The organism is Peterkaempfera griseoplana (assembly GCF_001418575.1).
Taxonomy (GTDB): Bacteria; Actinomycetota; Actinomycetes; order Streptomycetales; family Streptomycetaceae; genus Peterkaempfera; species Peterkaempfera griseoplana.
The window spans coordinates 1-13,489 of sequence record NZ_LIQR01000343.1 but is presented as its reverse complement, the minus strand read 5'-3'; the positions used below and the strand labels follow the sequence as shown (position 1 = coordinate 13,489).

General features: G+C 73.7%; 12 protein-coding genes. 10 read left to right on the top strand and 2 right to left on the bottom strand.

All coding sequences use genetic code 11. From position 1 onward, the window contains the following. The first annotated feature begins 104 nt into the window (after positions 1-104). Both AOK09_RS24670 and trpS read left to right on the top strand, forming a co-directional pair. Positions 105-1,346, top strand: coding sequence for a CynX/NimT family MFS transporter (locus AOK09_RS24670; RefSeq protein ID WP_055589438.1), 1,242 nt, complete (start codon positions 105-107; stop codon positions 1,344-1,346). 324 nt (positions 1,347-1,670) lie between these two features. Beyond that, positions 1,671-2,780, top strand: coding sequence for a tryptophan--tRNA ligase (gene trpS, locus AOK09_RS24665; protein WP_055589437.1), 1,110 nt, complete (start codon positions 1,671-1,673; stop codon positions 2,778-2,780). Positions 2,781-2,923: 143 nt separating this feature from the next. Here trpS and AOK09_RS24660 read toward each other — a convergent pair whose 3' ends face one another. Beyond that, complete coding sequence (locus AOK09_RS24660) at positions 2,924-4,198, bottom strand: sulfite oxidase (protein WP_055589436.1); 1,275 nt, start codon at positions 4,196-4,198, stop codon at positions 2,924-2,926. Positions 4,199-4,448: 250 nt separating this feature from the next. Then, positions 4,449-5,246: an IclR family transcriptional regulator gene (locus tag AOK09_RS24655; protein ID WP_055589435.1), complete on the bottom strand. Its 798-nt coding sequence runs from the start codon at positions 5,244-5,246 to the stop codon at positions 4,449-4,451. Positions 5,247-5,618: 372 nt separating this feature from the next. Between AOK09_RS24655 and AOK09_RS24650 the strand changes: the two genes are divergently transcribed. The 8 genes from AOK09_RS24650 (at position 5,619) to AOK09_RS24615 (ending at position 13,465) form a co-directional block, all read left to right on the top strand. Then, complete coding sequence (locus AOK09_RS24650; RefSeq protein ID WP_245687462.1) at positions 5,619-6,623, top strand: ABC transporter substrate-binding protein; 1,005 nt, start codon at positions 5,619-5,621, stop codon at positions 6,621-6,623. A 26-nt stretch (positions 6,624-6,649) separates the two neighbouring features. Then, the gene (locus AOK09_RS24645; RefSeq protein ID WP_245687461.1) at positions 6,650-7,666 is read left to right on the top strand and encodes an NrtA/SsuA/CpmA family ABC transporter substrate-binding protein; all 1,017 of its coding nucleotides are present in this window, start codon (positions 6,650-6,652) and stop codon (positions 7,664-7,666) included. After that, complete coding sequence (locus AOK09_RS24640; protein WP_055589433.1) at positions 7,663-8,505, top strand: ABC transporter permease; 843 nt, start codon at positions 7,663-7,665, stop codon at positions 8,503-8,505. Before AOK09_RS24645 ends, AOK09_RS24640 begins: the two co-directional genes overlap by 4 nt. After that, the gene (locus AOK09_RS24635) at positions 8,502-9,287 is read left to right on the top strand and encodes an ABC transporter ATP-binding protein (RefSeq protein ID WP_079063395.1); all 786 of its coding nucleotides are present in this window, start codon (positions 8,502-8,504) and stop codon (positions 9,285-9,287) included. Before AOK09_RS24640 ends, AOK09_RS24635 begins: the two co-directional genes overlap by 4 nt. Then, the gene (locus AOK09_RS24630; RefSeq protein ID WP_055589432.1) at positions 9,284-10,189 is read left to right on the top strand and encodes an ABC transporter substrate-binding protein; all 906 of its coding nucleotides are present in this window, start codon (positions 9,284-9,286) and stop codon (positions 10,187-10,189) included. The genes AOK09_RS24635 and AOK09_RS24630 overlap by 4 nt, the downstream gene beginning before the upstream one ends. A gap of 2 nt (positions 10,190-10,191) precedes the next feature. Continuing rightward, positions 10,192-11,277, top strand: a complete 1,086-nt coding sequence (locus AOK09_RS24625) for an LLM class flavin-dependent oxidoreductase (RefSeq protein WP_055589431.1) — start codon at positions 10,192-10,194, stop codon at positions 11,275-11,277. Next, complete coding sequence (locus tag AOK09_RS24620) at positions 11,274-12,494, top strand: M20 metallopeptidase family protein (RefSeq protein ID WP_055589430.1); 1,221 nt, start codon at positions 11,274-11,276, stop codon at positions 12,492-12,494. The genes AOK09_RS24625 and AOK09_RS24620 overlap by 4 nt, the downstream gene beginning before the upstream one ends. Before the next feature lie 239 nt (positions 12,495-12,733). Beyond that, the gene (locus AOK09_RS24615; RefSeq protein WP_055589429.1) at positions 12,734-13,465 is read left to right on the top strand and encodes a DUF1684 domain-containing protein; all 732 of its coding nucleotides are present in this window, start codon (positions 12,734-12,736) and stop codon (positions 13,463-13,465) included. The last annotated feature ends 24 nt before the right edge of the window (positions 13,466-13,489 follow it).

Sequence of the window (13,489 nt, the reverse complement as noted above, 5' to 3'; positions counted from 1 at the left end):
GCCCCGACCCCTTCGGGGCCACCTCACCCCGCTCCGCCGGGCGCCGTCCCGACTCCGCCGGGCGCCGCCCCGACTCCCTTTCACGACAGGAACCGAGCCCTTCCATGCCCGCTGCCGACTCCTCGACGTCCCGACCGCTCACCGCACCATTCATCCGACAGACCGTCAGTTCTCCGTCCGCCCAGCGCCGCTGGCTGCTCACGGCCGGGATCGTGCTGGTGGCGCTGAACATGCGGGCGTGCCTGGCCGCGGTCTCCCCGCTGGTCGGCGAGGTGCAGCGCGCATTCGGGCTCTCCTCCACCGCGAGCGGGCTGATCACCGCCGTTCCGGTGCTGTTCCAGGGGGTGGGCGCCCCGCTGACCCCTCGGCTGGTCCGGCGTCACGGCACCGAGCGGGTGGTGCTGGGGGCCGTGCTGGTGCTGAGCTGCGGTGTGCTGCTGCGGGTGCTGCCGTCGCCGGTGGCGCTGTACGGCGGGTGCATGGTGATCGGTGTGGCGATCGCGGTGCTCAATGTGGCGCTGCCGGGGCTGATCAAGCGTGAGTTCCCGGACGGGGCCGCCGCGATGACGGGCCTGTACTCCACGGCGATGCTGATGGGGGCGACCCTCGCGGCGGCGGTGTCGGTACCGCTGGAACATGCCCTGGGCGGCGGCTGGCGGGCCTCGCTGGGCTTCTGGTCGGTACTGGCGCTGGTCGCCGCGGCCGGGTGGCTGCCGCAGCTGGGCGGCGCCCCGGCGCCGGAGCCGGCGCACGCGTCCCCGGCGCCGCCCGCCGGGGTGTGGCGCTCCGGGCTCGCCTGGCGGATCAGCGTCTTCATGGGGATCTCCTCGCTGCTGGTCTACACGCTGGTGGCCTGGATGCCGACAATCCTGGCCGACCACGGCATGGACCGGGGCGAGGCCGGTCTGGTCTTCGCCTTCAGCAACCTGGTGCAGGTCGTGGGCGCCTTCCTGGTGCCGCTCGCGGCGGGCCGGATGCGCCGCCAGCGGGCGCTGGCCGTGGCCATGGTGGCGCTGAACGCCGCGGGGGTCACCGGGCTGCTGCTGGCACCGGCCGCCGGGGCCTGGGGATGGGCGCTGATGCTGGGGGTGGCGCAGGGTGGTTCGCTGGGTCTCGGCCTCTCGTTCATCGTCCTGCGGGCGGGCGGTGCGGCGGTCGCGGCGCAGCTGTCGGGGATGACACAGGCGGTGGGCTATCTGGTGGCCGCGGCCGGTCCGGTGGCGGCGGGTGCCCTGCACCAGGCGACCGGGAACTGGGCGGCGCCGCTGGCGGTGCTGCTGGCACTGTGCGTTCCTGCGGCGGTGGCCGGCTTCGGAGCGGGCCGCGACCGGGTGCTCGGCGGCTGACGGCGTCCCCGGGCTCCGGGGGGGTTGCGCGGGGGCGGCGGCAGCGGCCGCCCGGTATGGGTCCGCCCGTACGGCCGCACGGCCTTGGACGGCCCCCGTCCCTCCGGACGTCCACCCCGTGCAAAGGCCAGGACCGGCGGCCGACGGGAGGGGTACGCTTGCCGCATGCATCGTCTGTCGTGTCCGAGCTGGTGGCGCTCCGCATAGGAGCGGCCGCCTCTCGCGCATGACCAGGGCCGTTCGGATGGACGGCCCTTCTGCGTTCCCTGATCAGGGTCCTGTTCCGTGCGGACGGCACACCGCCGACCAGCTCAGGAGACCCGCATGACCAGTACGCCCGTCGCCCGGCGAACCGCCGCAGCCGGCCCCTCCTCGGCCGACGCCCTCGTACCGTCCACCGCCCGGACGCGCAGTGCCGAGGTGGAGGAACTGATCCACCGGGATCCCGGACGCTTCCGCGTGCTCACCGGGGACCGCCCGACAGGTCAGCTGCACCTGGGCCACTACTTCGGCACCCTGCACAACCGGGTACGTCTGCAGAACCTGGGGGTGGAGATGCTGGTGCTCATCGCCGACTACCAGGTGCTGACCGACCGGGACACCGCCGACCGCCTCAGCGAGCACGTCGAAGGGCTGGTGCTGGACTACCTGGCCATCGGCGTGGACCCGGCCCGGAGCACTGTCTTCGCCCACAGCGCCGTCCCGGCCCTCAACCAGCTGCTGCTGCCGTTCCTCAGTCTGGTGTCGGTCGCCGAACTGGGCCGCAACCCCACGGTCAAGGACGAGATCGCCCACTCCCGGCAGTCCTCCGTCAGCGGCCTGATGTTCACCTATCCCCTCCACCAGGCCGCGGACATCCTGTTCTGCAAGGCCAATCTGGTCCCGGTCGGGCAGGACCAGCTGCCCCACCTCGAACTCGCCCGCACCGTCGCCCGTCGCTTCAACGACCGCTACGGCGCCGGCACGGCCCTCTTCCCCGAGCCCGACGCCCTGCTGTCCGCCGCGCCGCTGCTGCTGGGCACCGACGGCGCCAAGATGAGCAAGAGCCGGGGGAACGCCATCCGGTTGGCCGCCGACGCCGACGAGACCGCCCGGCTGATCCGCGGCGCCAGGACCGACGCCCACCGGCACATCACCTACGACCCGGTCAACCGCCCCGAGGTCTCCAACCTGGTCATGCTGGCCGCGCTCTGCCTGGACCGCGATCCCCACCAGGTCGCCGACGACATCGGCGGCGCCGGAGCTGCAGCGTTGAAGGACACCGTCAGCGAGGCCGTCAACGAGTTCCTGGCCCCGATCCGGGCTCGCCGAAGGCAGCTCGCGCAGGACCGCGGCCACATCCGCCAGGTCCTGCGCGAGGGCAACCAGCGCGCCAACGCCATCGCCGAGGCCACCCTCGACGAGGTCCGGACCGCCATGAACAGCCGCTACTGAACGGTGACCGCGACACCCCGGGGTCACCGGCCCGGGGGTCCGGCGGCAGCGCGTCCCCGGCACCGGCCCGCCGGAGGCGACGGGCCGGTGACGGACCTGGGCGGCCCCGGCCTCCGGCCGGCCCTGGGGCGGCGCCCGCCCGGTCACACCACGGTGACCGGGTGCCGGACCACGGCGTCGAAGAGGTATCCCTGGGTGTTGTACTCCGCCTGGTCGGGCTGGGTACGCCCGGCGGTGTCGGTGGCCCGCGCGAGGAGTTCCGCGGGCCCGGGCGTACGGGGGTTCCAGGGGACGCTCCACCGCACCCAGCCGTCCCGGTGCGGTGCGTCCTGCCGGCGGGCGGTCTGCCAGCGGGCGCCGCCGTCCGTGCTGACCTGGACGTCCCGTACGCCTCCGGCGCCCGACCACGACCTGCCGTGCAGCACATAGCTGCCGCCGGCGGCGAAGGTCGCCCCGCTCGCCAGCTCGAAGGCGCTCTTGAGGGTCTGCCGGGTCACCGGCGCGCCGCCGTCCGGGTAGCCGGGGCCGAACAGGCGGTAGAAGTCGGTGTTCCACGGCGAGTAGAGCGGCTCGGCGGAGACCTCGATGTCACCGACCCACTTGACGGAGGAGATGCCCACCCAGGAGGGGACCAGGACCCTGACCGGGTGGCCGTGGTCGTACGGCAGCGGCTCGCCGTTCATCTCGTACGCCAGGACCACGTCGTCCAGTGCCTTGGCGATCGGCAGCGGGCGCCGTACGTGCCCCAGGTTGACGCCGTCGGCGACGTACTCGCCGTCCAGGCCGCGCGGCATCACATCGACCGCGTCCGGGGTGAGTCCGGCGCGCCGCAGGACCTGGGAGAGCCGCACGCCGCGCCAGCGGGCGACGCCGACGGCGCCCAGGGTCCACGCGGTGCCGGAGACGGTCTGGCCCTGCTGGCTGGTGTAGAGGCTCCGGCCGTTGCCCGCGCACTCGACGAAGGCGTCGCGGCTCACCGCGGGCAGCCGCCGCAGGTCGTCCAGGCCGAACTCGACCGCCCGGTCGATGCCCGGCGCGCCGTGCAGCCCGCTGCCCCACAGTCTCAGCCGCCAGGTCGCGGCGTCGATGACCGGTGTGGAGGTGTGGTTGCGGACGAAGAAGCGGCCGACGGGGGTGTGGTAGCCGGTCCCGCGCAGCGCCTCCCACCTCGTCTCGGCGTTGGTGCCCCGCACGGTGAACCACTCCTCGGGGAGCGGCTTGACGATGCCGGGGCCGGTGGCTGCGGCGGCTCTCGGCAGCCGCGGCAGGGCGGTGGCCGCGGAGGCCGCCGCCAGCAGCGTGAGCAGGCGCCGCCGGGACATCCCGTCGGCTCTGGCCTCACCTGCGAGCCACTGCCGCAGCCGGGTGCGGTCGTAGGAGGCTTCTTCCTCACCTGGGGTGGGACGGACGGGTGCCATGGCAGTCCTGCTTTCTGCGGACGGGAAGCACAGGGATGGTGGTGGTACGGCGCTCGGCACGACGGGGCGCGAAGGGTGAACCGGCGTCCGGGACCGGGCCCGGGAATGCTCAGCGACAGCAGCGACAACAGCGACACCGCAGGGCGGGGCCCTGCGGTGTGCCGGCGCACACGGCCGCGACGGCCGGGCAGCTGAGGTTCACGCGCTCATCCTGGACACCGGCCGACGTACCGTCAACCCCCGGCTGTGATCACGCTCCGCCGCGGATCCGCCGCTGAGCCGGGGGGAGCAGCAGCACCTCCAGGGCGTCCGCACACGCGTGTGCCCGGGAGAGGAACCAGGGCAGCCGGGCGTCGGTGAGGCTGTCCGGTGTGGAGCGCAGCGCCAGCGCCGCATGGACGTGGCCGGAGGCGTCCAGCACGGGCACGGCCAGGGTGCGCACCCCGTAGGCGGACTCTCCGTCGTTGAGCGCGTAGCCGACCGCCCTGACCTGCTCCAGCTCTGCCCGCAGTGCGTCGAGCCGGGTGATCGTGCGGTCGGTGTGGGCCTGCAGCGGAGGCAGTGCGCTGAGGTCGTCCTCGCCGGGACGCGCCCAGGCGAGCAGCACCTTGCCCAGCGCGGTGGAGTGGAGCGGGCGGCGCAGGCCCAGGCCGGAGGCGGGGTCGACCGAGCGGCCGACCAGGATGAGGGCGTGGGCGCCGCTGCGGATGGCGAGGTCGGCGGTGGCGCCGGTGACCCGGGCGAGCTCGGTGAGTTCGGGTTCCGCCCGGTGCATTCCGCGCTCGTGCAGGGAGAGCCGGCCGAGTTCGGCGACGGCGGGGCCGAGGCGGTAGCGGGCGGTCTGCTCGTTCTGCTCCAGGAAACCGGCGGCGACCAGCGTCCGTGCCAGTCGGTGCGCGGTGGACACCGAGAGGTCCATCCGCCGGGCGAGGTCCGAGGCACTGAGTTCGCCCGGCCGGTCGCGGAAGCAGTGGAGGAGGCCGAGCGCGCGGGTCACGGCCTGCGCTCCCGGCGGTGCGCCGGTTGCGGTCCTGGCATCCGTCGTCATCGCCCCAGCATGCGGAAGGCTGCCACGATCTGGCAACTGTTGTGGGAATGTGTCGCCGTGTTACGTCGTGTGAAGTGTCTGCCAGCAGACAGATCCCACGATGTGGAAAGAGTTGCTGCCCTCCCAAGGACGTGCCAATCTCTGTCGCACCACACCACCGGACCGGAAGGGAGCAGCCCGCGATGACGACGCCTCGCCTGCCCGCCCCGGTCCTCCCCGCCCTGGTCGCACGGCTTCACATCGACCTCGCCCGGGCCTGCAGCACCGCCTGTCGCTGAGCGCTGCCGCTCCCACCGTGCCCGCGCACGGTCTCTTTCGCCGCGGTCCCCCGTGCCCGGCGCCCATGCCTCCTCATCTCTCCCTGGAGTGTCCGTGCTGGACGAACTCTGGTTCACCCGCTGCCCTGTCCCCACCGCCACCGGCATCGCCGCCGACCGAGGCCTGCTCGCCGAGGAGTTCGCCCGCGACGGGATCACCGTCCGCTCCCTGCAGGATCTGCGGGAGCGCACCCCGGACAGTGATCTTCCGCAGACCCACTTCACCCATGAGCTGACCGGACTGTTCCGCGAGGGCGGCAACGTTCCCGCACTGTGGGCACGGTCCCGCGGCGAGCAGACCCGGCTGATCGCGCTGACCTGGATCGAGGAGCGCCAGTCGATCCTGGTCCGCGACGACGACGAGATCCGCACGCCCGAGCAGCTGCGCGGACGACGACTGGCCGTCCCCCGCCATGACATCTCCATCGACTTCTGGCGCGCCATGGCCCTGCACGGCCATGCGGGCGCCCTCTCGCTCGCCGGGCTGACGCTCTCCGACGCGGAACTGGTCGAGGTGCCCGGCGTACGGACGGGCCAGTGGGAGGGCGAACTGGCGGCGCTGCGCGACGGCCGGGTGGACGCCGTCTACGTCAAGGGCGCCCTCGCCGTCGAGGCCGCCCACCGCTACGGCGCCAGGGCCGCCGTCGACCTGGACGCCGCCCCCGACCGCCGGGCCCGCGTCAACAACGGCACCCCGCGCCCGATCACCGTCCACCAGCGGCTGCTGGACGAGCATCCCGACGTGGTCGCACGCTTCCTCGCCGTCCTGCTGGAGGCCGCCGACTGGGCCCGCCGCCACCCGCACGGACTCGCCCGCATCCTCAGCGCCGAGACCGGCGCGGGACCCGAGGGCGTGGCCGGCGCCTACCGCCCCGGCACCGCCGACAGCCTGGGCCTGGACCTCTCCGACGAGCGCCTGGCCCTGCTCGAGCAGCAGGAGCGCTTTCTGCACGCCCAAGGCTTCCTGCCGGCCCCCGTCGACGTACGGGCCTGGGCCGACCACACACCACTGCAGCAGGCCAGGGAACTGCTCGCCGCCCGCACCGCCGTCACCGGCTGACCTCTCACCGCCTTCTGGAGATCACTGTGAAGTTCCGTCAGTTCACCCTGGCCGCCGCCTCCGTCGTCACCGCGCTGGGCCTGTCGGCCTGCTCCTCGGCCGGCTCCACCGTCTCGGCCTCCCCCGCCGGCTCCGCCACCGTCACGGTGCGCATCCCGGACGGTGGGAACTCCGGCGTCCTCGCCCTCGGCAAGAAGGACGGCTCCCTGGCGAGAGCCCTGGCCAAGGTCCATGCCAAGGTGGCCTGGACCGGGACCGCCGGGGCCTTCGCCCCGGCGGCCCAGGAGCTCGACGCCAACGCCCTGGACTTCGCCCAGGGCTCCATCACCTCCGCCACCGCGGCGCTGGAGCAGAGCGCCGGCTTCAAGCTCTTCGCCGCCACCGCCCCGGACCGGCTGGGGGAGGGCATCCTGGTCAAGAACGACTCCCCGATCAGGAGCGTCAAGGACCTGGTGGGGCGCAAGGTCGCAGTCTGGCACGGCGGCACCAGCGAGTACCTGCTGCTCAAGGCCCTGGAGCAGGCCCACGTGCCGGTCGACAAGGTGCAGCGGGTCTATCTGATGCCCAACCAGGTCGCCGCCGTCTTCAACTCCGGCCAGGTGGCCGCCTGGTCGACCTGGGCCGCCTACTCGGTGCCCCAGATCGCCAACTCGGGCGCGCACTTCCTGGTCAGCGGCGGCCAGGTCGGCTCGGAGAACTACGCCGTGTGGGCCGTGCGCACCGGCTTCGCCGACCAGCACCCCGAGGTCGTCCGGGCCCTCTACCAGTACCTGCACGACGCCGGCCTGAAGCAGCAGCAGAACCCGGAGGCGTACCTCAACGTCAACACCGCCGCCGGCCCGGAGGCCGTCAGCGACGCCCAGAAGGCCGTGCAGATCCCGATCGACAGGGCAGGCGGCACCGCCCAGCCCATCGGCGCGACGGAGCTGACCCACTTCCACACCGTCGCCCGGTTCTTCGCCGACCAGAAGATCACCAAGGGCTTCTTCGACGTCAAGCCCTATGTGATCGACGTGGCCTCCCTTCCGGCAGGCGCCGCATGAGCCTCCTTGCCTCCTCCGCGGACACCCGGGCCACCGGCCTGATCGAACTGCCCGCCCGCACCGCCCGTCCCCGCCGCCGCGGGTCCGGCCTGGCACTGCGGATCGCCGGCCCGGTGGTCCTGGTCCTCGGCTGGCTGTGGGCCTCCGCCTCCGGGACGCTCAGCCCCGCTCTGCTCTCCTCCCCCGGCCAGGTGCTCGACGCGCTGCGGGAGCTGTGGTCCAGCGGCCAGCTCGGCGACGCGCTCTCCGTCTCCCTCACCCGGGCCGGTCTCGGCCTGGCCCTGGGCGCGACCGCCGGCCTCGTCCTGGGCGTGCTCACCGGCTTCTCCCGGCTGGGTGAGGAACTGCTGGACTCCTCCGTGCAGTTGCTGCGCACCATCCCCTTTCTCTCCCTGGTGCCGCTGTTCATGGTGTGGTTCGGCATCGGCGAGACCGCCCGGGTCGTCCTGATCGCCGTCGCGACCAGCTTCCCCATGTACGTGTCGTCCTCCGGCGGTGTCCGCAACACCGACCGCAAGCTGGTGGAGGCCGTGCGCAGCTTCGGCATGGGCCGTCTGGCGCTGGTGCGCGAGGTGGTGCTCCCCGGGGCGCTGCCGGCGCTGCTGTCCGGGCTGCGGCTGTCGATGACCCTCAGCGTGATCGCCCTGATCGCCGCCGAGGAGATCAACTCCACCGCCGGGATCGGCTATCTCATGGCGACGGCCCAGGAGTACTCCCGCACCGACATCCTCACCGTCTGCATCCTGATCTACGCCCTGATCGGGCTGGCCGCCGACGGCACGGTCCGGCTGCTGGAACGGCTGCTGATGCCGTGGCGCACCCAGGGGGTGCGGCGATGAGCGGGACACCGGCCACCGCCACCCGCAGCCAGCCGGCCGGCCAGGACGTCGCACCGGGCCCCGCGACCGCCGTACGGCTCCGCGGTCTGCGCCGCACCTTCGGCACCCGCCATGTGCTGGACGGCGTCGACCTGGACATCGCCCGCGGTGAGTTCGTGGCGCTGCTCGGGGCCAGCGGCACCGGGAAGACCACGCTGCTGCGCATCCTGGGCGCACTGGACGGGCACGACGCGGGCACGGTGCTGGTGCCGAAGGCCCGTACCGTGGTCTTCCAGGAGCCCCGGCTGATCCCCTCCAAGAGGGTGCTGGCCAATGTCACCGTGGCGCTGCCGCGCGGGGCGCGGACCCGGGAGACCGGCCTGCGCGCGCTGCGGGAGGTCGGCCTGGAGAGCCACGCCAAGGCCTGGCCCGCCACCCTCTCCGGCGGCGAGGCCCAACGTGTCGCGCTCGCCCGGGCGCTGGTACGCGAACCCGAACTGCTGCTGCTCGACGAGCCGTTCGCCGCCCTGGACGCGCTGACCCGGCTGCGGATGCAGGACCTGGTCGGCGAGCTGTGCCGGGTGCACCGCCCCGCCGTGCTGCTGGTCACCCATGACGTGGACGAGGCCGTCCGGCTGGCCGACCGGGTGGCGGTGCTGCGCGACGGCCGGCTGGTCACCGACGAGCAGATCACCATCGACCGCCCCCGGGACACCGCCGACCCCCGGTTCGCAGCGCTGCGCACCCGACTCCTCACCGACCTCGGTGTCCACCCCGTCTCACCCAAGGAGCTCCCCGCATGACCGTCAACATCGGCGTCCACAACGCCAACCCGTCCCTGTACCACCTCTCCCGCCTTGGCCTGCTGGAGCGGTTGCTGGAGCCGCTGGGCGAGACCGTCGTCTGGCACCGGATCGGGGGGCTGGCCACCGGGGCCGCACTCGCCGACGGCACCATCGACTTCGGCGGCACCGGCTCCACGCCGCCGCTGTCCGCGCAGGCCGCCGGGCACGACCTGGTCTATGCCGCCGTCTCGGCGCCCCGCCCCGGCCACGGTGCGCTGCTGGTACGGGCCGACAGCGGCATCGAGTCCCTGGCCGACCTGAAGGGACGCACCGTCCAGCTGGCGATCGGCTCCTGGCAGACCCACTTCCTCGGCAAGGCCCTCGCCCGCGTCGGCCTCTCCTACGGCAGCGACGTCACCGCGCAGCGCTCCGACGAGGACTCCTACGCCGGGCTGCTGGCGGGGCGGGTCGACGCCTGGGTGGCACAGGGCGCGGAGCTGTTCGCCGCCCGCCGGGAGGGCACGGTGCGGACCCTGGTCGAGGCCGGCGAGGTGATCAGCGACCGCTCCGTCTTCTTCACCCGGCGCGATGTGGCCGACTCCCGGCCCGAGCTGGTCGGCCTGGTGGTCCGGGCGCTGCAGCAGGCCGACGACTGGGCCGCCGCCCACCTCGACGAGGCCGCCGCCGTCGCCGCCGAGGACCAGGGCGGCAACGCGGCCGACTGGCGTGCGGCCCTGGCGAAGCTGCCCTGGCGGCTGGAGCCGGCCTCCGACACCTTCGTCGCCGAGCAGCAGGAGGCCGCCGACATCCTCGCCGGGGCCGGTTTCCTGTCCCGGGCGATCTCCGTGGCCGACGCCCGCCACCCCGGTCTGGACCGGGCCGTGGCCGCCGCCCTCACCGCCCCGGCCCAGGAGGCCTGACCATGACCAGCCCCGAGATCCTCTGGTACATCATCCCGCGCGAAGGCGCCTACCCCTGGGAGCCCGAGGGCCGCCGCCGGGTCGACCTGGCGTATCTGCAGCAGCTGGGCGTGGCGGTGGACCGCCTGGGGTACGACGGCGCGCTCTTCGCCACCGACCTCTATGACGTCTGGCCGCTGGCGAGCGCCCTCGCCGCGGTCACCCGGCCCGCCTTCAAGCCGCTGCTGGCGGTCCACCCCGGTCTGGTCTCCCCCACCCAGCTGGCCAAGATGGCGCTGAGCTTCGCGCACCTCTTCGGTCCGGACCGGCTGCGGTTCAACGTGGTCAACGGCAACACCGAGCAGCTGCGCCAGGCCGGGCTGCAGCTGGACCACGACGAGCGGTACCAGCTGAGTGCCGAGTACTGGAGCCTGGTCAAGCGGCTGACCGCCGGCGAGGTCTTCGACCACAAGGGCCGGTTCTACGAGCTGACCGACGCGGGGGCGTCGCTGCGGGAGCTGACGCCCATTCAGGGCGGTGTGCACACCCCGCTGTGGTTCGGCGGCTCGTCGGCGGCCGGGATCGAGATGGCCGCCGAGCATGTGGACGTCTACCTCACCTGGGGTGAGCCGCCGCACCTGCTCAAGGAGAAGCTGGACCGGGTCCGCGAGCGGGCCGCGCACTACGGCCGCGAGCTGCGGTTCGGCCTGCGGCTGCAGCTGATCGTCCGGGACACCGAGGACCAGGCGTGGGCCGCCGCCGACCGGCTGCTGGACGTCACCAGCCAGGCGACCTACGCCCGGATGCTCGGCAATCCGGAGACCAAGGACGGCGAGGGGTGGGCACGCCAGTTCCGCCAGCACGGCGGCCAGGTCCCGGCACACGCCCGTGAACTGGAGCGGTACCCCAACCTGTGGCCGGGGATGAGCCTGTTCCGGCCCGGCCCGGGGACCGCGGTCGTCGGCAGCACCGATCAGGTGGTGGAGCGGCTCCAGGAGTTCCAGGCGCTCGGCGTGGACACCTTCATCCTCTCCGGCAACCCGCTGCTGGAGGAGGCGTACCGGATCGCCGAGACGGTCCTGCCCGCACTGCGGGCAAGCGCCGGATGAGCCTCCCCGAGGACGCCCGCGCACTCGAACTCGACCGCCTCAGCGCCGAGTTGCGCCGGATCCCGGAGACCGGCCTGCAGCTGCCCCGCACCCAGCAGGCGGTGCTGGCCGCCCTGGACGGACTCGGCCTCGATCTGCGCACCGGCACGGCGCTCACCTCCGTGGTGGGCGTCGTGCGCGGGGCGCGGACCGGACCGACGGTGCTGCTCCGCGCCGACCTGGACGCCCTGCCGTTCCCGGGCGGCCCGCGGCATGCGTGCGGGCACCACCAGCACGCGGCGATGCTGGTCGGCGCCGCCCGGCTGCTCGCCGCCCGCCGCGACCGGCTGGCCGGTGATGTGCTGCTGATGTTCCAGCCGGGCGAGGAGGGGCACGACGGCGCACGGCTGATGCTGGAGGAGGGCCTGCTGGAGACCACCGGCAGCAGGCCGGTGGCTGCGTACGCCCTGCATTCGGGCGCGGCCTCGCCGCTCGGGCTCTTCAGCAACACGGCGGGCCCCGCCCTCGCTGCCTCCGGCACTCTTGCCGTCACCCTCCTCGGGTCCGGCGGCCACGGGGCCTGGCCGCACCGCAGCCGCGACCCGATCCCCGCCGCCGGCGAACTCGTCACCGCCCTGCAGAGCGTGGTCACCCGCCGGTTCGACGCCTTCGACCCGGCCGTGCTGACCGTCGGCACGGTCCACGCGGGCACCTCGCCGGCCATCATCCCCGCCGAGGCCCGGATCGGGGCGACCCTGCGGGCGCTGTCCGACGGCACCCTGGCCCGGCTCGCCGAGGAGGCGGAGCGGACCGCCCTGGGCATCGCCGCCGCCCACGGCCTCCGGGCGCAGGTCGACTACACCCCGGGCTACCCCGTCACCGTCAACGATCCGGCGGAGGCCGACCTGGTGGCCGGCGCCGTCGCCGACCTCTTCGGGCCGGGGCGCTTCGTCCGCAGCACCCGCCCGGCGCTGGTGGCCGACGACATCGGGCGGGTCCTGGCCGAGATCCCCGGCGTGATGACGGGTGTCGGGGCCTGTCCCCCCGACCGCGACCCGGCCACGGCGCCGGGCAACCACGCCCCGGACGCCGCCTTCGACGATGCGGCCGTCCCCGACGGAGCGGCCCTCCTGGCCGAACTCGCCCTGCGCCGGCTCGCCCCGCCCGGTCCAGCCGCAGATCCGGCCACCGACCCGGCCGCCGCTCCGGCTGTCGCTCCGGGTGGGGCGCGGGCCTGAGGCAGCAGCCGGGCGGCATCGCCGCCCCCGGTGCGACCGGTCGGAGTGGCACCGTCCCGGCGCCGCCGTACGCCCTGACCTGGCCGTCCGGCGGCGCTGCACCCACGGCCGGCGCGGCCGACCGCGCGGCGGCCGCCGTCCATGGAGCGTCTTGAATGACGGACCCGCGGTTCGACAGTCCGATAAGCGGATGTAATGTTCGACTAAAGCAACACTTGGACCAGTGAGTGAGCAGCCCCATGCACCATGCCCTTCGCGCCCCCGCCGCGAGCCTCGCCGACGCCCAAAACGGCTGGGAGGCATGGTGTCTGAGCCGTGAGGCGGCGGTGACCTCACCCCAGGGGAACCTCGCGCTGGTGGAGACCCGCTGGCTGCCGGAGGGTGAGTCGCCGGACCTCGACGCCGCCCGCACGGGACTGCCCGGGAGTGTGACGGTCACCACGGTCCGGCGCACCGACCTGGCCACCGGCCAGCCGCAGCACGCCCTGCGGTTCTGGGACGCCGAATCGCTCGCCATCCGGCACTTCGAGCGGATCGACCGCTACCCCTTCAACCCGGAGTGGGTGGTCGAGGCCGCCTTCGTACCGGTCTCGGAGGAGCGCCGGATCCCGTTCGAGCACATCCGCGACGCCGGGGCGACCCGCGACCTCCCGGTCCCCGGTGACATCCGGTTCACCCTCGACGGCGTGGACTACGCCCTCCACGCCTTCGACGACGAGGGCACCCTGCTGCTGGTCTTCGGCGACCCCACCAACGGAACCGACACCTACGGCGCGGGGCGCTTCCTGTTCGTCCCGCACGAGGCGGGCAGCGACACCGTCGTCCTGGACTTCAACCGGGCCTTCGTCCCGCCGTGCGGCTTCTCGGCCCAGTACAACTGTCCGATGCCGCCGCGGCAGAACCGCCTCCACCTGCCCGTCGAGGCCGGTGAGAAGCAGCCGGTCCTCCGCGACGGCCACTCCGTCCACTGAGCCGTCCCCGCCTCTCCCCCGAAC